Source organism: Amycolatopsis sp. DG1A-15b (assembly GCF_030285645.1).
In the GTDB taxonomy this organism is placed as follows: Bacteria; Actinomycetota; Actinomycetes; order Mycobacteriales; family Pseudonocardiaceae; genus Amycolatopsis.
This window is the reverse complement of sequence record NZ_CP127296.1, coordinates 8687829-8706792: the sequence shown is the minus strand read 5'-3', so window position 1 is coordinate 8706792 and position 18964 is coordinate 8687829. Positions and strand designations below refer to the sequence as shown.

Below are 18964 nucleotides of genomic sequence, written 5' to 3'. Positions count from 1 at the left end.
GCGAGATGATCAGGAGCGGAGGCGCCCATGCGCGGTGGCCGGCTACCCCGGCGAACCCTGTTCGCCCTGGTCACGGCGGGCGTCGGCACCCTCGTCCTGCCCGGGTCGGCGCGCGCGGCGGACGTCCGCTCGCTCGACCTCGGCGGGGCCGCGGCCGGGGTCGCGGTGAACCCGGTCACCGGCCTCGGGTACGTCACCGACGCCCAGGCCGGGACGGTTTCCGCGGTCGATCCGCGCAGCGCGTCGGTCGTCGACGTGGTCCACGTCGGCGGCGCGCCCGGCGACGTCGCGGTCGACTCGAAGGCGGGCCGGATCTACGTCGCGAACCCGCCGGCGGGCACGGTGGTGGTGCTGGACAGCCGGACCCACGACCTCGTGAGTGTGATCGGCGCGGGGGCCGGTGCCTCGGCGCTGGCGGTCGACGAGGAGGCCAACCGCGTCTACGCGGCCAGCGGCACCACCGGGACGCTCGCCGTGCTCGACGGCGTCAGCTGCACGCTGGCCGCGCTCGTGCCGGGCCCGCAGCGGGCGTTCGCCGGCATCGACGTCGACCCCGGCCGCAAGCTGGCCTACTGCGCGAGCACCGCCACCGATTCGGTCGAGGTGTTCTCGATCGACAGCGGGAAGTTCGTCGCTTCGGTGAAGGTCGGGCGCAACCCGACCGGCGTCGCGGTGCACCACGCGAGCGGCACGGTCTACGTCGCGAACTCCGGCATCCACCACATGTCCATTGTGGATGCGGCGACGCGCACGGAGCGCAAGACCGTGTTGCTGCGCAGCGAATCCTCCGCGCTGGCCGTGCACCAGGGGACGAACACGGTCTACACCAACGGCGGCCAGAACGGCCTCACCCGCGTCGACGGCACGGCGGGCACGCTGAGCGGCGAGCTGTCGCTGGGCGTCAACCCCGGTGACGTCGCCGTCGACCAGCGGGCGCGCACGGTGTGGGTCACCGATCCCCTGCACGGCCGGGTCTTCCTGGTCCGCGATTTCTGACCGGGCAGCTGGGGCAACTCCAGGTATACGGTCGGGAAGCATGAAACTCGGACTGCAGATCCCCGACTTCACCTGGCCGAACGGGGCGTCCGCGCTGGGCGCCGACCTGGCCGCCGTCGTCCGCGCGGGCGACCGAGCGGGCTTCGACTCCATCGCCGTGATGGACCACTTCTTCCAGATCGGCGCCGTCGGCCCGACCGAAAACGACATGCTCGAGGCGTACACCACCCTCGGCTTCATCGCGGCGCACACCGAGCGCGCCAAGCTGCTCACCGTCGTCACCGGCGTCCTCTACCGGCACCCCGGCCTGCTGGCCAAGGCGATCACCACCCTGGACGTGCTCTCCGGCGGCCGCGCGATCCTCGGCATCGGCGCGGGCTGGAACGAGGAGGAGTCCCGCGGGCTGGGCTTCCCGTTCCCGTCCGTGAGCGAACGGTTCGAACTGCTGGAGGAGAACCTCCAGTACGTGCTGCAGATGTGGGCCGACGGCGACGCGCCGTTCAAGAGCAAGCACTTCGACGCCGGACGGCTGCTGAACGTGCCGCAGGCGCTGTCGAAGCCGCGGCCGCCGATCATGATCGGCGGCGGCGGGGAGAAGAAGACGCTGCGGCTGGTCGCGAAGTACGCCGACGCCTGCAACCTCTTCAACGGGCCGGATCTGGAGCGCAAGCTCGACGTGCTGCGGCAGCACTGCGAGAACGAGGGCCGCGACTACGACTCGATCACCAAGACCGTCTACCACATCCTCGACGTCGGCGAGAACGGTGAGAAGTCCGGCGAGCTGCTAGCCGAGCTGGAGCGGCTGAACGGGCTCGGCATCCAGGTCGCGCTCGGGATGGTGCCGCACGTCCACCGGCCCGTGGTGCTGGAGAAGTTCGCCACCGAGGTCATCCCGGCCGCCGAAAAGCTCGGCTGAGCCACCCGGCGAGGAGAGCCCTCTCCGCCGAGCGGCGGGGAGGGCTCAGCCGTCTTTGGCGACCACCCGGGTCAGGGCCGCGATCCCGATTCCGGTCACCGCCACCACGATGCCCACGACCAGCCAGCCCACCAGCGCGAGCACCACGCCGGTGACCGCGAAGAGGGCGAATTCCAGCAGGAAGCGGGCCGGTTCCGGGAGGCGGCGGCGCGCCCGCGGCGCGACGAACAGACCCCACAGCGCGGCCGCCGCCACCGGCAGCAGGACCGCGTCGACGATGGCCAGCACCACCCCGCCGCCGAGCCGGCTGCCCGCCAAGGCCAGCCCGCCCAGCAGCGCCAGCTCGGTGAGGAAGCGGACCGTCAGCACCACGCCCGGGAACCCGCTCAGGCGGGGAGTCGGCTGGGAAGTCATCCGGCCAGCCTAGGAGCAGGTCCACTGTGGACGTTACGGGTTCGGGCGGGTACGGTTGGTGATTCCCGCCACAGTTACGCCATTCAGGTTGCGGTTCCGAATCGGTCCACCAGTGGCTCCCGCGTCGCTGTAACGACCTCCCGGCGCCGGTCGACGTGTTAAACGCACATCGCGACCGCGAGCCAAGGAGCCTGGTAGATGACCACATGTCGACTCTGCGGTTCGACAAACACGGCCAGTGTCGTCGACCTCGGCGCGACTCCCCCGTGTGAGCGATTTTTGCCGGCGGAGCAGCTCGACGAGCCGGAAGCCACCTTCCCGCTCCACCTGAAGGTCTGCACCGACTGCTGGCTCGCCCAGATCCCGCCGCTGATCGACCCCGGCGACACCTTCACCGAGTACGCGTACTTCTCGTCCTTCTCGACGTCTTGGGTCGAGCACGCGAAGCGCTTCGTCGACGGCGCGGTCGAGCGGCTCGGGCTCGGTGAGAAGTCGTTCGTCGTCGAGGTGGCGAGCAACGACGGGTACCTGCTCAAGCACGTCGTCGGGCACGGGATCCGGTGTCTGGGCGTGGAACCTTCGGTGAACGTCGGGCAGGCGGCACGCGACGCCGGGGTGCCCACGCTGACCGCGTTCCTCTCCGAGGAAACCGGCCTGAAGGTGCGCGAAGAGCACGGGCCGGCCGACCTCGTCGCCGCGAACAACGTCTACGCGCACATCCCCGACGTCCTCGGCTTCACCAAGGGCCTCCGCGCCCTCGTCGCCGACGACGGCTGGGTCTCCATCGAGGTCCAGCACTTGCTCACGCTGATCGAAAAGAACCAGTACGACACGATCTACCACGAGCACTTCCAGTACTACACGGTCGAATCCGCGCGCCGGGCACTGGCGACCGGCGGGCTGACCGTGGTCGACGTCGAACTCGTGCCGACGCACGGCGGGTCGATCCGGCTCTGGGCGCGTCCCGACGAGGTCGCGGGCGAGCCCAGCGAGCGGATGACCGACGTGCTGGAGCGCGAAAAGGCCGCCGGGCTGCACGAGCTGTCCGGGTACACCGAGTTCGCCGAGCGCGTCACCCGCGTGCGGCTGGACCTGCTGAAGTTCCTCATCGAGGCGCGCAACGACGGCAAGACCGTCGTCGGCTACGGCGCCCCGGGCAAGGGCAACACCCTGCTGAACCACTGCGGCATCCGGACGGACCTGCTGCCGTACACGGTCGACCGCAACCCGTACAAGCACGGCCGGTTCACCCCCGGAACGCGCATCCCGGTGCTGCCCCCGGAGCGGATCGAAGCCGACCGGCCCGACTACGTGCTCGTCCTCCCGTGGAACCTCCGGGAGGAATTGACCGAACAGCTCTCCCACATCGGGGCCTGGGGCGGAAAGCTCGTGTTCCCGATCCCCCACCTGGAAATCGTCGAGGTGCAGTGAAGTGAAGGTCGTCCTCTTCTGCGGTGGCTACGGGATGCGGATGCGCAACGGCGCGGCCGACGACGTCCCCAAGCCGATGGCGATGGTCGGTCCGAGACCGCTCATCTGGCACGTGATGCGCTACTACGCGCATTTCGGCCACACCGAATTCATCCTGTGCCTCGGCTACGGCGCGGCGCACATCAAGAACTTCTTCCTGAACTACCAGGAAACCATTTCCAACGACTTCATCCTCCGGAACGGGCAGGCGGAGCTGCTGTCCACCGACATCGCGGACTGGACGATCACCTTCGTCCAGACCGGCATCGAGTCGCCGATCGGCGAGCGGCTGCGCCGGGTGCGCCCGTACCTCGACGGCGACGAAATGTTCCTCGCGAACTACGCCGACGTCCTGTCCGACGTCCCGCTGCCCGACATGATCGAGCGGTTCTCGAACTCGGACACGGGTGCGTCGATGATGGTCGTGCCGCCGCAGTCGTCGTTCCACTGCGTGGAAATGGACGAGGGTGGCATGGTCGGCTCGATCACCGCGGTCAGCGAAATGCCGCTCTGGGAAAACGGCGGCTACTTCGTGCTGCGGCAGGAAGTGTTCGACCACATCCCGGAGAACGGCGACCTGGTCGCCGACGGCTGCGGCGAGCTCGCCAAGCGCGGCCGCCTGCTGGCCTACCCCTACCGCGGGTTCTGGAAGCCGACCGACACGGTCAAGGAGCGGGCGGCGCTGGACGACTCCTACACCCGCGGCGACCGGCCCTGGGCGCTGTGGGAGCGCGCGGCCGCGAGCATCGCGTGATCGGGCTGCGACCGGAACGGCTCGGCCGGGTCGTCGCCCTCGGCGCGCACTGCGACGACATCGCGATCGGCGCCGGCGGCACGCTGCTGACGCTGTGTCAGTCCCGCCCCGGCCTGCGGGTCGACGCCCTGGTCCTCTCCGGTGGCGGCACGCCCCGCGAGGACGAGGAGCGGGCGGCGCTGGCGGCGTTCTGCCCGGGCGCGGACGTCGACGTCACGGTGCTGAAGCTGCCGGACGGCCGCTTCCCGGCCCACTGGGAAGAGGCCAAGAACGCCCTGGAGGACCTGCGGCGGCGGACCGACCCGGACCTCATCCTCGCCCCGCGCACCGACGACGCGCACCAGGACCACCGAGGGCTGGCGAAGCTGGTGCCGACGACGTTCCGCGACCACCTGGCGCTCGGCTACGAGATCGTCAAGTGGGACGGCGACCTCGGCAGCCCGTCGGTGTACCAGCCGCTGTCCGACGAGCTCGCGGAGGAGAAGGTCCGGCTGCTGCAGGAGCACTACGCCTCGCAGCGGCAGCGGCCCTGGTACGACCGCGAGGCCTTCCTCGGGCTGGCCCGGATCCGCGGGATCGAAACCGCCGCGAAGTACGCCGAAGCGTTTTTCGTCAAGAAACTCACTCTCGATCTGAAGGGCTGAATCCGATGCGGGTGTTGCTGACGGGGCACAAGGGCTACCTGGGGACGGTGATGGCCCCGGTGCTCGCCGCCGCCGGCCACGAAGTCACCGGCCTGGACTCCGGGCTGTTCGAGGAGTGCCTGCTCGGGCCCGCCCCCGCCGACCCGACCGGGCACGCCGTCGACCTGCGGGACGTCTCCGCGGAGCACGTCGCCGGTTTCGACGCGGTGATCCACCTGGCCGCGCTGTCGAACGACCCGCTGGGCTCGCTCGCGCCCGAGCTGACCTACGACATCAACCACCACGCGTCGGTGAAGCTCGCGAAGCTGGCGAAGGACGCCGGCGTGCAGCGGTACATCTACGCGTCGACCTGCTCGGTGTACGGCGCCGGCGGCGACAACCTCGTCGACGAGGACGCGCCGCTGCGGCCCGTGACGCCGTACGCGGAGTCGAAGGTGCGCGTCGAAGCCGACGTCCACGAGCTCGCCGACGACGACTTCACGCCGGTGTACATGCGCAACGCGACCGCGTTCGGCTACTCGCCCCGCCTGCGCGGCGACATCGTGCTGAACAACCTCACCGCGCACGCCCACCTGTCCGGCGAGGTGCTGGTGCTCTCCGACGGCACGCCGTGGCGGCCGCTGGTGCACGCCCAGGACATCGCGCGGGCGTTCGCCGCCGCGTTGACGGCGCCGAAGGAGGCCGTGCACAACAAGGCCTTCAACATCGGCACCGAGGAGAACAACGTCACCGTCGCCGAGATCGCCCAGGAGGTCGTCGAGGCCGTGCCGGGCTCGACGCTGAACATCACCGGCGAGGCGGGCGCCGACCCGCGCTCGTACCGGGTCGACTTCTCGCGCTTCCGCGCGGCGATCCCCGGCTTCGCCTGCGACTGGTCGGTCAAGGACGGCGCCGTCGAGCTCATCGAGGCCTACCGCAAGTTCGGGCTCACCCGGGAGTCGTTCCAGCAGCTGTTCACCCGGCTGGCCTGGCTGAAGAGCGAAGGCGAAGCCGGCCGCGTCGACGCCACCCTGCGGCGGAAGTAGTGGCGGGCCCGCAGCTGCGGACCGGGGCGGAGCTGCACGCCCTGGTCGAGCGGCTGTACCCGATCTGCCGCAGCATCACCGGCGACGGCGTGCGGCAGACGTTGGACATCATCGGCGAGCACATCTCCCTCGAGCGGCACGAAGTTCCGACGGGCACGGCGGTGCTGGACTGGACGATCCCACAGGAGTGGAACATCCGGGACGCGTACGTCGCCGCTCCTGACGGCACGCGCGTCATCGATTTCCAGGAGCTGAACCTGCACGTCGTCGGGTACAGCGTCCCGGTGTCGCGGCGGATGCCGTTGAGCGAGCTGCGGGAGCACCTGCACACGCTGCCCGAGCAGCCGTCGTGGGTGCCCTACCGGACCAGCTACTACGCCCCGGCCTGGGGCTTCTGCCTCGCCCAGGAGAAGCTCGACGCGCTGCCGGACGGCGACTACGACGTCGTCATCGACTCGACCCTTTCCGACGGCTCACTGACCTACGCTGAGCACGTCGTCCCGGGGCGCGTCACCGACGAGGTCATCGTGTCCTGCCACGTGTGCCACCCCTCGCTGGCGAACGACAACCTCGCCGGCATCGCGGTGGCCATCTCGCTGGCCCAGCAGCTGGCTGCGACGCAGCCGCACTACACGTACCGCTTCCTGTTCATGCCGGGCACGATCGGCTCGATCACCTGGCTGGCCCGCAACGCCTCGCGGATCGAGAAGGTCCGCCACGGCCTGGTGCTGGCGTGCGCGGGCGACCCGGGATCGTTGACGTACAAGAAGTCCCGCCGCGACGACGCCGAGATCGACCGCGTCATGCAGCACGTGCTGCGGTCGCGGGAGCACCGCGTTGTCGACTTCTCGCCGTACGGCTACGACGAGCGCCAGTTCTGCTCGCCGGGCTTCAACCTCGGCGTCGGCTCGCTGACGCGCACGCCGTACGCGGGTTACCCCGAGTACCACACCTCCGCCGACAACCCGGGTTTCGTGTCGCCCGCGGCCATGGAGGACACGCTCAGCACGCTTCTCGACGCCTTCGGCGTCCTGGACCGCAACCGCCGGTACGTCAACCTCAGCCCGTACGGCGAGCCGCAGCTCGGCAAGCGCGGGCTGTACGACTCGCTCGGCGGCCGCAGCGACGCCAAGCAGGCCCAGATGGCGATGCTGTGGGTGCTCAACCTCTCCGACGGCGAGCACTCGCTCTTGGACATCGCCGAGCGCGCCGGGCTGCCCTTCGACATCGTCGACGTCGCGGCCCGTGCCCTGCGCGACGCCGGTTTGGTCAAGGAGTGAGCGACGTGGCCAACCATCGCCGTGCGCCGCGCTCGATCTTCCGGTCGGGCGCGGCGCGCGCGATGGCCGGACGGTTGAGCTGGGGCCTCGGCGACCAAGCCGTGTCCAGCCTGACCAACTTCGCGGTCGGGCTGTACGTGGCCCGCTCGCTCGGCACGTTCGCGTTCGGCATCTTCAGCCTCGCCTGGGTCACCTACGGCGTGGTGCTCAACATCTCGCGCGGCCTCGCCACCGACCCGCTGATGGTGCGGTTCAGCGCCGTGCCGGAGGACCGCTGGCGATCGGGCGTGGCGAGCGCGTCCGGCACCGCGATCGGCGTCGGCTGCGTGACCGGGCTGGTCAGCCTCGTGGCCGGCCTGGCCGCGGGCGGCCCGCTCGGCAACGCGTTCGTCGCGCTCGCCGTGGTCCTGCCGGGCCTGCTCCTGCAGGACGCCTGGCGCTTCGCGTTCTTCGCGCGCGGCGCGGGCAAGAAAGCGTTCGTCAACGACTGCGTGTGGGGCGTGGCGCTGCTCCCGGCGCTCTACGTCGCCGCGCAGATCCACACGGTGGTCGCGTTCGTGCTGGCCTGGGGCCTTTCCGGCGCGGTCGCGGCCCTGTACGGCGGGTTCCAGACCGGGATCCTCCCGCACCCGCGGGAGATGGCGGGCTGGCTCCGGACGCAGCGCGACCTCAGCGTCCGGTACCTCGTCGAGAACGTCAGCAACAGCGGCGCGTCGCAGCTGCGCGCCTACGGCCTCGGCGCCATCACCGGGATCACCGCCGTGGGCGCGGTCCGCGGCGCCGAGCAGCTCCTCGGCCCGTTCCTGGCCCTGCTCATGGGGCTGTCCCTGGTCACCGTCGCCGAGGGCGCACGGGTGCTTCAGCGGGCGCCGCACCGGCTGAAGCACTTCTGCGTGATCCTCGGCGGCGGGCAGGCCGCCGCCGCGCTGTGCTGGGGCCTCGGCCTGCTGCTCTTCGTGCCCGACGGCGCCGGCCGCTGGGTGATGGGCTCGGTGTGGGACTCGTCGTCCCCGCTGATCCTGCCGGTCACCCTCGCCGTGGTCGGCGCGAGCTTCGCCACCGGCGCGGCGGCCGGCTTGCGCGCGCTCGGCGCGGCGAAGCGGAGCCTGCGGTCGCAGCTGATCGCCTCCCTGTTCTACGTCACGTTCGGCATCACCGGCGCCTTCCTCGGTGGTGCCGCCGGGTCCGCGTGGGGCGTCGCGACCGCGACGCTCAGCGGGTCCGTCGTCTGGTGGCTGCAACTGCGGATCGGGCTGCGCGACTACGTGCCGCCGGGGGCCGACGAGCCCACCGTGGTGTTCGAGCCGATCAAAGAGCCGATCAAGGAATGAGGACTCCATGACCACCGTCCCGCGGCTGAGCCTCGGCCTCCCGGTGTACAACGGCGAGGAGTACCTCGCCGAGTCGCTGGACGCCCTGCTCGGCCAGACCTACGAAGACTTCGAGCTGATCATCTCGGACAACGCCTCCACCGACGGCACCGACGAGATCTGCCGCCGCTACGCGGAGAAGGACTCGCGGATCCGCTACGTCCGCCAGCCGAAGAACATCGGCGCGACGCCGAACCACAACTTCGTGTTCGACGTCTCCCGCACCGAGCTCTTCAAGTGGGTCTCCCACGACGACCTGTACGCCCGTGACCTGCTCAAGCGGTGCGTCGAGGCCCTCGACGAGCGACCGGACGTCATCCTCGCCCACTGCGACCAGGCGATCATCGACGGCGACGGCCGCATCGTCCAGCCCCTGCAGTACACGCTGAACACGGCTTCCCCGCACGCGCCGGACCGCTTCCGCAGCATCCTGTTCGAGCCGGGCGGCGACGACTTCTACGGCGTCATCCGCGCCGACGTCCTCCGCCGCGTCAAGCCGCTGGACAGCTACCACCACGCCGACCGGACCTACTCGGCCGAGATGGCCCTGCACGGCCCGTTCCACCAGGTGCCCGAACTGCTCTACTTCCGCCGCGACCACCCCGGCCGCGCGGAACGGGCCAACCCGACCATCCGGAGCCGGTGCGCGAATCTGGACCCGCGGCGCGCGAACCGGCTCCGGAACCCCACCGTCCGCCTGCTCGGCGAGTACGTCTTCGGGTTCGCGGACCTGATCCGCCGCGCGCCGATCTCGGCCGCCGACAAGCGCGAGTGCTTCGGCCACCTCGGCGCCTGGCTGACCAACCGGGCCCGCTCCGGCCACGGCGAGCGCGTCGAGGACCGCGCGCCGACCGCCTCGGACGTCGCCACGGTCAACGAGATCGTGGCCGGCCGGGAAGGCAGGCTCGCGTGAAGCGTGCGCCACGCGTCGGCGTGTTCGGCCTGCTCGGCTCCGGGAACCTCGGCAACGACGGTTCCCTCGAAGCCGTGCTCGGCTACCTGCGCGCCGAGTACCCGGATGCCGTGCTGAGCGCCCTGGTCGGCGGCCCGGAGCTCGTCCGCGAGCGGTACGGCCTCGACGCGACGCCCCTGCACTGGAACCAGTCCGAGTACGAGACGGCGTCCGGCCTGCGCTCGGTCGCCCTCAAGGGCTTCGGCAAGCTGGTCGACATCGCGCGGACCGCGGCCTGGGTCCGGAAGCAGGACGTCGTCATCGTGCCCGGCATGGGCGTGCTCGAAGCGACGCTTCCGCTGCGTCCCTGGGGTTTCCCGTATTCGCTCTTCCTCCTCTCCGCCACCGGCCGCCTCTTCGGCACCAAGGTGGCGCTCGTCTGCGTGGGTGCGAACCACATCAGTGCCCGGGCGACGCGGACGCTGGTCCGCTGGTCCGGCCGGCTCGCCGCCTACCGCTCCTACCGCGACGACATCTCACGTGACGCCATGCGCGCCATGGGCGTCGACACGAGTGCCGACCAGGTCTATCCCGACCTCGCCTTCTCCCTCCCCACCCCGGCCGCCGGCGGCGAACCGGGCACCGTCGGCGTCGGCGTGATGGCCTACTACGGCGGCAACGACGACCGCGCCGAGGCCGACCGCATCTACCGCCACTACGTGGACACGATGAACCGTTTCGTCGCCTGGCTCGTTGACCAGGACAGACCCGTCCGGCTGTTCATCGGCGACCGGATCGACCGGCAGGTCGTCGACGAGATCATCGAGAAGACCGCTTCCCCGCTGGTGACGGCGGCTCCGGCGGAGACCCTGGACGAGCTGATGCACGAGATGGCCTCGGTGGACAGCGTGGTGGCCACGCGCTACCACAACGTGCTCTGCGCCCTGAAGGTCGCGAAACCGACCGTGGCGATCGGCTACGCGCCGAAGAACGACGTCCTCATGGCGGAGATGGGCCTCGAGGGCTTCACCCAGCGGGCGAAGACCGTCGGCTTCGACCGGCTCGTCGAACAATTCACCGAACTGGAGAACCGTTCGGCGGAACTTCGCCAGACGCTCCTGGAACGGAACGAGATGAACGCGCAACGACTCAAGGACCAGTTCGCCGCCCTTTCGGCGGCCCTCTTCGGGGGTGGGCGATGAAGGCCATTCCGGTGCCCGAGATCGACGGCGCGTATCTGTTCGAACCCACACCGCACACGGACCAGCGAGGCTTCTTCAGCCGGACGTTCGACCGCGACGTCGTCGCCTCGGTCGGCATCGACCCGGACGGCTTCGTCCAGGACAGCCTTTCCCGCTCCCGCAAAGGGGTCATCCGCGGGATGCACCTGCGTGGCGGGGCCGGCGAGGCGAAGCTGGTGCGGTGTTCGCACGGCGCGATCTTCGACGTCGTGGTGGATCTCCGACCGGATTCGCGGACATTCCGGACTGTGAAAACCTTCGAACTTTCCGGTGATACCCAGGTTTCCGTGTACATCCCGGCGGGGTGCGCACACGGATTCCAGTCACTCACGGATCCCTCTGACGTTTCGTACCGTATCGATCGGGCGCACGATCCTGAAGAGGACATTACGATTTCGTACAAAGACCCTGAATTGGACATTTCCTGGCCACTGGCGGTCACAATGGTCAGTGACCGGGACGAACGGGCGCCCTCTCTCGGAGAGGCGTTGAAACCAACGAGGTGAACCACGACATGGGAACGAACCTGCCCCGCTCCACGAAGGCGGACGAGCGGCTGCACCGGGTCATCCCGGGTGGTGCGCACACCTACGCCAAGGGCTCGGACCAGTATCCCGAAGGGATGGCCCCGGTCATCTCCCACGGCCGCGGCGGCCACGTCTGGGACGTCGACGGCAACGAGTACGTCGAGTACGGCGCGGGGCTGAGGGCCGTCAGCCTCGGCCACGCCCACCCGCGGGTCCTCGAGGCGGTGCGCGGCGAGCTGGACAAGGGCAGCAACTTCATCCGGCCGTCGATCATCGAGGCCGAGGCCGCGGAGCGGTTCCTCGAGAACGTGCCGACGGCCGACATGGTGAAGTTCACCAAGAACGGTTCGGACGCGACGACCGCCGCGGTCCGGCTGGCCCGCGCCGCCACCGGCCGCAAGCTCGTCGCCAAGTGCGCCGACCACGCCTTCTTCTCCACCGACGACTGGTTCATCGGCACCACGCCGATGAACGCGGGCATCCCGGACGAGACGACCGAAGCGGTCGTGTCCTTCCCGTACGGCGACCTGCAGGCCGCGGAGGAGCTGCTGCAGCGCCACGAGGGCGAGATCGCGTGCATGATCCTGGAGGCCGCCGCGGCGATGGAACCGCCGCCGGGGTACCTGCAGGGCCTGCGCGAGCTCACCACCCGGCACGGCGTCGTCCTGATCTTCGACGAGATGATCACCGGCTTCCGCTGGTCCGCCCACGGCGCGCAGGGCCTCTACGGCGTCACGCCCGACCTCTCGACCTTCGGCAAGGCGCTCGGCAACGGCTTCGCGGTGTCGGCGCTGGCGGGCAAGCGGGAGCTGATGGAGATCGGCGGCCTGCACACCGATCGCGAGCGGGTGTTCCTGCTCTCGACCACGCACGGCGCGGAGACCCACTCGCTGGCCGCCGCGATGGCGGTCATGGACGTCTACCGGGACGAAGACGTCATCGGCCGCATGCACGCCCTCGGCGACCGGCTCGCCGCCGGCGTCCGCGAGGTGGCCGCCGGGATCGGCGTCGAGGACCACGTCGTCGTCCGCGGCCGGGCCAGCAACCTCGTCTTCGGCACGCTCGACGAGCAGGGCAAGCCGTCCCAGCCGTACCGGACGCTGTTCCTGCGCGAGCTGATCAGCGGTGGCGTGCTCGGGCCGTCCTTCGTGGTCAGTGCCGCGCTCACCGAAGCGGACATCGACAAGACCATCGACGTCGTCGCCCAGGCCTGCACGGTGTACCGCAAGGCCCTCGACGCGAACGACCCGGCGCCGTGGATGGGCGGGCGCCCGGTGCAGCCCGTGTTCCGCAAATACGCCTGATCCCCGCACGAGCGGGCCGGATTCACCCGTTGGGTCCGATGAGGACACTTGAGGGTGACTGCTTTCCGGCCCGTTCGTGCGTAACTTCCTGCCATGGGTAGATCTCGTGCGGTACTCGTCGCTGCTTGCTCGCTCCTGATCACCGTGGCGTGCCCGGCGGTCGCGGGCGCCGCCGACGGGCCGGGTCCGGTGTGCGGCCACCAACCCGCCGGGTACGGGCAACCACCCTCCGGAGCCGTCACCGTCGAGCCGGCCGTCGACGGCGACCTCGCGGCCAAGACGGCGGCGAACCCGGCGGGCACGACGTTCTGGCTGCGACCCGGCACCCACACGCTCGGCAACGACGAGTTCGGCCAGGTCGTGCCCAAGGACGGCGACGTGTACCTCGGCGCGCCGGGCTCGGTCGTCGACGGCCGCGGCGTCAACCGGGCGGCCTTCACCCAGCGGGCCCGCAACGTGGAGATCCGCGGCCTCACCGTCCGCGGGTTCGCCGCGCTGCAGGACCAGGGCGTCGTCAACCACGACTCCGGCGACGGCTGGCTCATCGAGAACACCACCATCGAGGACAACGCGGGCGCGGGGCTGATGGCCGGCGCCGGCCAGGTCGTGCGGCACAGCTGCCTGCGCGACAACGGCCAGTACGGGCTCAACGCGTACCAGGCGGGCGACGGCATCACCGGGCTCGTGCTGGAGGGCAACGAGATCACCGGCAACAACACCGGCGACTGGGAGGCCAAGGTGCCGGGCTGCGGGTGCAGCGGCGGCGCCAAGTTCTGGGCCGTGAACGGGGCCGACATCCGCGGCAACTGGGTCCACGGCAACCACGGCGCCGGGCTGTGGGCCGACACGAACAACAACGACTTCCTCGTCGAGGACAACCTGTTCGAGGCCAACGACGCCGAGGCGCTGTTCTACGAGACCAGCTACAACCTGGTGCTGCGCGGCAACACGTTCCGCGGCAACACCCTGGTCCAGGGCCGGACGTTCGCGGCGCGCGGCGACAACTTCCCGGTGGCGACGGTGTACCTGTCGGAATCGGGCGGCGATCCGCGCGTGCGTGCCCGGACGTCGGCCATCGACATCAGCGGCAACACGTTCGAGGACAACTGGGCCGGGATCACGTTGTGGGAGAACGCCGACCGCTTCTGCAACAGCCCGGCGAACACCTCGACGGGCTACTGCACCAAGTCGGCGGCAAAGTCTGCCTGCGCCGCGGGCACGATCGAGAAGGCCCCCGCGTACGACGACTGCCGCTGGAAGACGCAGCGGGTGGAGGTCCACGGCAACACCTTCCGCTTCGACGCCGGCCGCGTCGGCTGCACGAGCTTGTGCGGGCGGATGGCCCTGCTGTCGAACTTCGGGACGTTCCCGGATTGGTCGCCCTACAAGGGAACGGTGGTCGAAGAGGCCGTCACCTTCCGCCAGGCCAACCGGTGGCACGACAACTCCTACTCCGGGCCGTGGACTTTCGTGGCGCATGACACCTCCAAGACGGTCGACGCTGCGGGCTGGCGGGCAAAGCCCTACTCGCAGGACGAGTGCTCTTCGTTCGGCGGTGGACCCGCCGGCTGCTGATCAAAGCTTGCCGTCGGGGTCCGACATTTTTTGATCGACCGCGCGCCGATGCTCGCGACTTCTGTTGCCACCAAAGGAAAAAGTCGCGAAAGGAGAATTTCGGACAGCGCCGGGTTCACCCTTTTCAGCGATGGCGTTCGCACGGGTGTTCGGTACTGTCGGAGACATGTCCGCTCCCACCGACCTCAATCGCGACGCGATCGACGTCGTCGTGTTCGACGCCATGGGCGTCCTCTACTCGAGCGCCGACGACGTCGGCGAGCTCCTCGTCCCCTACCTCCGCAGTCACGGCTGCGTGCTGCGTCATGACGAAATCGCCCGGCTGTACGAGGAATGCAGCCTCGGCGAACTGTCGTCCACGGAGTTCTGGGCGGCGGCCGGCGCTTCCGGTGCGTCGGACGAGGAGTACTGCCGCAACCACCGCCTCACCGAGGGCATGGTGACCCTGCTCGCCGAACTCGACGTCACCGGAGTGCGACTCGCCTGCCTGAGCAACGACGTCAGCGAGTGGTCCAAGCTGCTTCGCGAGCGCTTCGGGCTGAGCGAGTACATCACCGACTGGTTCGTCAGCGGCGACATCGGAGTGCGCAAGCCCGCTCCCGAAGCGTTCGCCGCGCTGTGCCGGCGGCTCGACGTGATCCCCGAACGGATCCTGCTCATCGACGACCGGGAGGCGAACGTCGCCGCGGCTCGCACGGCGGGTCTCCAAGCCCTGCGGTTCGGCAGCCCTCGACTGTCCACAACGGACCAGCTGAGAAAGGAGCTCAGACCGTGGTGAAGCGCGCGCTCGGCTCCCCGCGAAGACGACCGGCGGGCAACCGCCGGTTACAGAGGACGAGCAGCAGATCCTGGGCCGCACCGGTGAGTGGTGTGCCGGTGCCGTACGACCAGTCGAGGTCGTCGGCACGCAGGGCGACGCCGGCCAGATCGGTACCGAAGTACTTGACCTGCTTGGGTTTCATCGCGGCGAAGATGACCTCCAGGCGTTCCAGCGGAACCCGCCGCTCCAGCTGCAGGGCGGTCGTGATGTCGAGGCCGTGGATCACGTCGTGGCTCAGCGCACCTTCCGCACCCCCACCCGGCGGCCGCCACGGGTGGTCGGCGTTGTCGCGCAGCGAGGCGACCAGCGCCTCGCGGGAAAGCTCAGCCGCTTCCCGGCGGGCGACGCGGTCGGCCATGACGTTGAAGCGCCCGCCGGACTTCGCCAGTTCCCGCACGAACCGGCCGGTCGAGAGCCGGAACGGCATGGTCATGTGGGCCACCACCTCGGCAACGCGCCAGCCGGCGCACAAGGTCGGCGCCACCCACGCGGACGGCGGCAGTTCATCGAGGAGCGCGGCCAGCTCCCGCCGCTCGGCGGCGATCAGCTCCTGGATCATGGGGGTCTCCTTCACAGGTAGGTCACCCCACCGACGAACGAGGCCCGCCAGGACCGACACCACCCGCCAACCGACCGAAGACGCCGGCTCTTCGCCCGGCGGCCCGGTCACGACACCGGCAAACCGGTCCGGCCGATGCTCAGAGCCGGTCGGCGACGCGGTCCAGTACCCACGCGGTCACCGGGACGGCCGCGAGCGCGGCGCAGAACCCCCCGACAGCATCCGTCGGATAGTGCGCGCCCAACGCCACCTCGGCCCACCCCATCGCGACGCCGGCGACCAGGGCCAACCCCAGGGCGAGCGCCACCGCGGCCGCACGCCCGAGCGCCAGCCGGTCGGTGAGCAACAACCCGATGACCAGCGCGAGCGCCGTCGCCATGGCCGTGTGCCCGCTCGGGTAGGACAGGAACTCGCCGTGGATGGTGCGGCCGACCAGCGGCTTCAACACCGTCGTCACCGCCACCGTGACCACGACGCCGAGCACCGTCAGCACGGCCGTCCGGACACGGTGGGCCAGGAAGCAGATCCCCGCGAGCAGGGCGATCAGGATCACCGACCCCGCCGGTTCGCCCCCGAAGTCGAAGACCAGGGCGACGTACCGCCACGGCGGCTGAACTCCGTCGATCGACGGGAGAAATGCCGCGTCGATGCCCGTCAGGCCCGAGTCGTGGAAGTGGAGGATGCCGAGGGCCACGAGTACCGCCGTCGCCAGGGCGGCCGACATCGCCAGCGGGGCGCGCAGCACGGCCGGCAAGGCCGCGGGCGCCGTCCGGACCAGCTGCCTCACGCCTTGATCGCCGCCTCGTACCCGGCGATCAGGCGGTCGAGGCCGACCGCGGGTGTGAAGTCCTTCTCGTACCGGACGCGGGCCGCGTCGCCCATGTCGCCATTGCGGTCGCCGGCGACCGCGCGCAGGCGGTCCGCGAGCGAAGCCTCGTCGTCCGGCACGTGCAGGAGACCCGTGACACCGTCGTCGACCAGCTCGGGGAACGCGCCGTGCGCGGCCGCGACCGTCGGTACGCCGGCGGCCATCGCCTCGACCACCACCAGGCCGAAGGCCTCCAGCCAGGTCGACGGCGCGACCACCGCGATCGCGTCGGCGGTCAAGGCGCGGCACTCCGCCTTGTTCTGGAGGCCGACGTACGAGACGTCGGGGCGGGCGGCCGCCCAGGCCGCGACCTCGTCCTGCATCGGACCGGTACCCGCGATGACCAGCGGCACCCCCAGGGCGCCGTCGAGACGCTCCCAAGCCCGCATCAGCAGGCCGACCCCCTTCTCCTCGGTGACGCGGCCGAGGAACAGCACGTGCTTGCCGGCGCCGGTGCGGCGGACGCCGGGGTCGGTGACGAAGTTGTGCTTCACCGCCATCCGCTCGCCGGGCATCCCGGCCGACACCAGGAGGTCACGTTGGGCCGCCGAAATGCAGAAGAACCGGGAAACGCCCGTCCACCACCGGCGCCGGTTCGCGACCATGCTCGCCGCCATCGGGAGCGTGGCCGCGCTAGAACCGCGGTAGCAGCCGTGCTTCACCGCCGGCAGCGGTGAGCCGCCGACGCACTCGGTGCAGATGCGGCCGTCGCGGTGGAGTGTGCCGGGTGGGCAGACCATCGTGTAGTTGTGCAGCGTCGCGACCGCGGGCACCCCCGCGTCCGCGCACGCGGCGACCACCGACGGCGACAGCAGCGGGAACGTGTTGTGGATGTGCACGACGTCCGGGCGCGAAGCCCGCAGCCGGGCGGCGAGCTCCTTCCGCACCGCCGGGTTCCACGGCACCATCAGCGGCACCGCGGCCTTGCGGGGCAGCGGCATCGCCGCGATGTCGTCGCTGCGGCGTTCGAACAACGACACCTGGTGGCCGCCTTCGTCGAGCAGCGTCACCTCGGCGTCGACGACGTTGTTCTCGCCGCTCGGCTGCTCGGACCGGTACCGGTTGTGCACCACGAGCACCTTCACGCGCCTGCACCTCGCACGTCTGCCCCCTTCGTCGGGATGAATGCTTCTTCGTCGGACTGCGGCACCCCGCGGACCAGCAGCGACGCGGCGACCGCCAAGTGCAGCAGGTACGGCGACGCGTCGCCGAGCCCCGCTTCGGTGTAGGAGGCCGAAATGCAATAGGCGATCAGGAAGATCGCGCACGCGCGAGCCAGTGACGGCGGCCGCAGCACGGCCACCACGACCAACGTGAGGAGGAACCCCGCCACCAGCGCGATCCCGACGAATCCCTGCTCGTGGTAGATCGCGAGCCAGCTGTTGTCGATCGGGAGGCCGTCGTAGGACTTGTCGGTCAGCCCGACCCCGAAGATGTACTCCGCCGTCGACCGCGGGGCGTCCAGCAGGGCGTCCCACACCTTGGCGCGGCCGGTCAGGCTGGAGAAGTTGTCCGCGCTCTGGCCGCGGAGGAACCACGTCTGCAACGCACCCGCGAGCACCACGCCGGCGACCCCGCCGACACCGACCGTCCAGGCGAACACCTTCCGGGCGCGGGCACTGGTCAGCACCATCGACAGGAAGGCCACAGCGAGACCGGCGACGAGGCCCAGCGTCGCCGTGCGCGTGTGCGTGAGCATCAGCAGCCCCAGCGCCGGCACCACGACCACCAGCGCGCTGCGCAAGGTGGTGCGGCGCCCGAACCAGAGGAGGAGCGTGAGCCCGGAGATGACGGCGGCGTACTGGCCGATCTGCGGCGGGGTCAGCGGCCAGATCGCACCCGAAAGCCGGCCGCCGTACTCCTCCGGCAGCGCGTTGCCGGGCGAGACCACCAGGCCGACCGCGACCGACGCGAGCACGACCGCGTACGTGCGGATGTGGTACCGGACGAAGTCGAAACCGCCGTCCCACCAGCGGGTCAGCAGCCAGAGCGTGGAGAGGAACACCGTGAGCCGGAAGCAGCGGAACAACGCGCCGAGGCCCTCCTGCAGGTCGGCGCTGGCGAGGATGCTCGTCGCCAGCAGCGCCGTCAGCAGCAGCAGGTACGCGCTCGGGCGGATCCGCAGGTGCTTGTTCAGCGCCAGCGCGATCACGAAAGCCGTCATCAGGGAGCCCATGGTGACCAGCTGGCTGACCGACCGCGGCAGCGGGAGGACCGTCTTCGCACCGGTCGAGCCGAGCGTGTTGAGGATCAGTAGTGCCCACGCCAGGCCCGCCCACTTCGGCGTCGAGGACGCGGCTTCGGGCGCG

The 18964-nt window shown here is 70.3% G+C and carries 19 protein-coding genes; 14 read left to right on the top strand and 5 right to left on the bottom strand.

Features of this window, described 5'->3' with window-relative positions:
* Window positions 1–27: 27 nt before the first annotated feature.
* Both QRY02_RS40525 and QRY02_RS40520 read left to right on the top strand, forming a co-directional pair.
* Window positions 28–996, top strand: a complete 969-nt coding sequence (locus QRY02_RS40525) for a YncE family protein (RefSeq protein ID WP_285988014.1) — start codon at window positions 28–30, stop codon at window positions 994–996.
* 40 nt (window positions 997–1036) lie between these two features.
* Window positions 1037–1912: an LLM class F420-dependent oxidoreductase gene (locus tag QRY02_RS40520; RefSeq protein WP_285988013.1), complete on the top strand. Its 876-nt coding sequence runs from the start codon at window positions 1037–1039 to the stop codon at window positions 1910–1912.
* Window positions 1913–1957: 45 nt separating this feature from the next.
* Here QRY02_RS40520 and QRY02_RS40515 read toward each other — a convergent pair whose 3' ends face one another.
* Entirely contained in the window at window positions 1958–2326 is a 369-nt protein-coding gene (locus tag QRY02_RS40515; protein WP_285988012.1) for a YrdB family protein, read from the bottom strand.
* 198 nt (window positions 2327–2524) lie between these two features.
* On the opposite strand from QRY02_RS40515, the gene QRY02_RS40510 reads away from it, so the two are divergent.
* From QRY02_RS40510 to QRY02_RS40455, 12 genes are all read left to right on the top strand, one after another.
* A complete protein-coding gene (locus QRY02_RS40510; RefSeq protein WP_285988011.1) occupies window positions 2525–3757 on the top strand; it encodes a class I SAM-dependent methyltransferase in 1233 nt (410 codons plus the stop codon).
* A gap of 1 nt (window position 3758) precedes the next feature.
* A complete protein-coding gene (locus tag QRY02_RS40505) occupies window positions 3759–4550 on the top strand; it encodes a glycosyltransferase family protein (RefSeq protein ID WP_285988010.1) in 792 nt (263 codons plus the stop codon).
* Window positions 4547–5194, top strand: a complete 648-nt coding sequence (locus QRY02_RS40500) for a PIG-L deacetylase family protein (RefSeq protein WP_285988009.1) — start codon at window positions 4547–4549, stop codon at window positions 5192–5194. Before QRY02_RS40505 ends, QRY02_RS40500 begins: the two co-directional genes overlap by 4 nt.
* 5 nt (window positions 5195–5199) lie before the next feature.
* Complete coding sequence (locus QRY02_RS40495) at window positions 5200–6219, top strand: NAD-dependent epimerase/dehydratase family protein (RefSeq protein WP_285988008.1); 1020 nt, start codon at window positions 5200–5202, stop codon at window positions 6217–6219.
* Entirely contained in the window at window positions 6219–7499 is a 1281-nt protein-coding gene (locus QRY02_RS40490) for a DUF4910 domain-containing protein (protein ID WP_285988007.1), read from the top strand. The genes QRY02_RS40495 and QRY02_RS40490 overlap by 1 nt, the downstream gene beginning before the upstream one ends.
* 5 nt (window positions 7500–7504) lie before the next feature.
* Window positions 7505–8830 carry an MATE family efflux transporter gene (locus QRY02_RS40485; RefSeq protein ID WP_285988006.1) on the top strand — a complete coding sequence of 442 codons (1326 nt, stop codon included), beginning with the start codon at window positions 7505–7507 and terminating at the stop codon, window positions 8828–8830.
* A gap of 7 nt (window positions 8831–8837) precedes the next feature.
* On the top strand, window positions 8838–9782 hold the full coding sequence (locus QRY02_RS40480; protein WP_285988005.1) for a glycosyltransferase family 2 protein: 945 nt from the start codon (window positions 8838–8840) through the stop codon (window positions 9780–9782).
* Window positions 9779–10963 carry a polysaccharide pyruvyl transferase family protein gene (locus tag QRY02_RS40475; protein ID WP_285988004.1) on the top strand — a complete coding sequence of 395 codons (1185 nt, stop codon included), beginning with the start codon at window positions 9779–9781 and terminating at the stop codon, window positions 10961–10963. The genes QRY02_RS40480 and QRY02_RS40475 overlap by 4 nt, the downstream gene beginning before the upstream one ends.
* The gene (locus tag QRY02_RS40470) at window positions 10960–11508 is read left to right on the top strand and encodes a dTDP-4-dehydrorhamnose 3,5-epimerase family protein (RefSeq protein ID WP_285988003.1); all 549 of its coding nucleotides are present in this window, start codon (window positions 10960–10962) and stop codon (window positions 11506–11508) included. Before QRY02_RS40475 ends, QRY02_RS40470 begins: the two co-directional genes overlap by 4 nt.
* 8 nt (window positions 11509–11516) lie before the next feature.
* Window positions 11517–12833, top strand: a complete 1317-nt coding sequence (locus QRY02_RS40465; protein WP_285988002.1) for a glutamate-1-semialdehyde 2,1-aminomutase — start codon at window positions 11517–11519, stop codon at window positions 12831–12833.
* A 93-nt stretch (window positions 12834–12926) separates the two neighbouring features.
* Window positions 12927–14408, top strand: coding sequence for a right-handed parallel beta-helix repeat-containing protein (locus QRY02_RS40460; RefSeq protein WP_285988001.1), 1482 nt, complete (start codon window positions 12927–12929; stop codon window positions 14406–14408).
* A gap of 166 nt (window positions 14409–14574) precedes the next feature.
* Window positions 14575–15186, top strand: a complete 612-nt coding sequence (locus QRY02_RS40455; protein ID WP_285988000.1) for an HAD family hydrolase — start codon at window positions 14575–14577, stop codon at window positions 15184–15186.
* Here the strand turns inward: QRY02_RS40455 and QRY02_RS40450 are convergent.
* From QRY02_RS40450 to QRY02_RS40435, 4 genes are all read right to left on the bottom strand, one after another.
* Window positions 15173–15787 carry a maleylpyruvate isomerase family mycothiol-dependent enzyme gene (locus tag QRY02_RS40450; RefSeq protein WP_285987999.1) on the bottom strand — a complete coding sequence of 205 codons (615 nt, stop codon included), beginning with the start codon at window positions 15785–15787 and terminating at the stop codon, window positions 15173–15175. The two genes, QRY02_RS40455 and QRY02_RS40450, sit on opposite strands and share 14 nt — an antisense overlap.
* A gap of 139 nt (window positions 15788–15926) precedes the next feature.
* A complete protein-coding gene (locus QRY02_RS40445; RefSeq protein ID WP_285987998.1) occupies window positions 15927–16574 on the bottom strand; it encodes a phosphatase PAP2 family protein in 648 nt (215 codons plus the stop codon).
* Window positions 16571–17740 carry a glycosyltransferase family 4 protein gene (locus tag QRY02_RS40440; RefSeq protein ID WP_285987997.1) on the bottom strand — a complete coding sequence of 390 codons (1170 nt, stop codon included), beginning with the start codon at window positions 17738–17740 and terminating at the stop codon, window positions 16571–16573. The genes QRY02_RS40445 and QRY02_RS40440 overlap by 4 nt, the downstream gene beginning before the upstream one ends.
* Window positions 17737–18924 carry an O-antigen ligase family protein gene (locus QRY02_RS40435; RefSeq protein ID WP_285994063.1) on the bottom strand — a complete coding sequence of 396 codons (1188 nt, stop codon included), beginning with the start codon at window positions 18922–18924 and terminating at the stop codon, window positions 17737–17739. The genes QRY02_RS40440 and QRY02_RS40435 overlap by 4 nt, the downstream gene beginning before the upstream one ends.
* Window positions 18925–18964: the final 40 nt, after the last annotated feature.

Excerpts from the sequence above, each read along its gene's own strand:
- QRY02_RS40520 (WP_285988013.1), top strand. The coding sequence starts at position 1,037 with ATGAAACTCGGACTGCAGATCCCCGACTTCACCTGGCCGAACGGGGCG.
- QRY02_RS40470 (WP_285988003.1), top strand. The coding sequence starts at position 10,960 with ATGAAGGCCATTCCGGTGCCCGAGATCGACGGCGCGTATCTGTTCGAA.
- QRY02_RS40465 (WP_285988002.1), top strand. The coding sequence starts at position 11,517 with ATGGGAACGAACCTGCCCCGCTCCACGAAGGCGGACGAGCGGCTGCAC.
- QRY02_RS40525 (WP_285988014.1), top strand. The coding sequence starts at position 28 with ATGCGCGGTGGCCGGCTACCCCGGCGAACCCTGTTCGCCCTGGTCACG.
- QRY02_RS40455 (WP_285988000.1), top strand. The coding sequence starts at position 14,575 with ATGTCCGCTCCCACCGACCTCAATCGCGACGCGATCGACGTCGTCGTG.
- QRY02_RS40510 (WP_285988011.1), top strand. The coding sequence starts at position 2,525 with ATGACCACATGTCGACTCTGCGGTTCGACAAACACGGCCAGTGTCGTC.
- QRY02_RS40515 (WP_285988012.1), bottom strand. The coding sequence starts at position 2,326 with ATGACTTCCCAGCCGACTCCCCGCCTGAGCGGGTTCCCGGGCGTGGTG.
- QRY02_RS40460 (WP_285988001.1), top strand. The coding sequence starts at position 12,927 with ATGGGTAGATCTCGTGCGGTACTCGTCGCTGCTTGCTCGCTCCTGATC.
- QRY02_RS40480 (WP_285988005.1), top strand. The coding sequence starts at position 8,838 with ATGACCACCGTCCCGCGGCTGAGCCTCGGCCTCCCGGTGTACAACGGC.
- QRY02_RS40450 (WP_285987999.1), bottom strand. The coding sequence starts at position 15,787 with ATGATCCAGGAGCTGATCGCCGCCGAGCGGCGGGAGCTGGCCGCGCTC.
- QRY02_RS40495 (WP_285988008.1), top strand. The coding sequence starts at position 5,200 with ATGCGGGTGTTGCTGACGGGGCACAAGGGCTACCTGGGGACGGTGATG.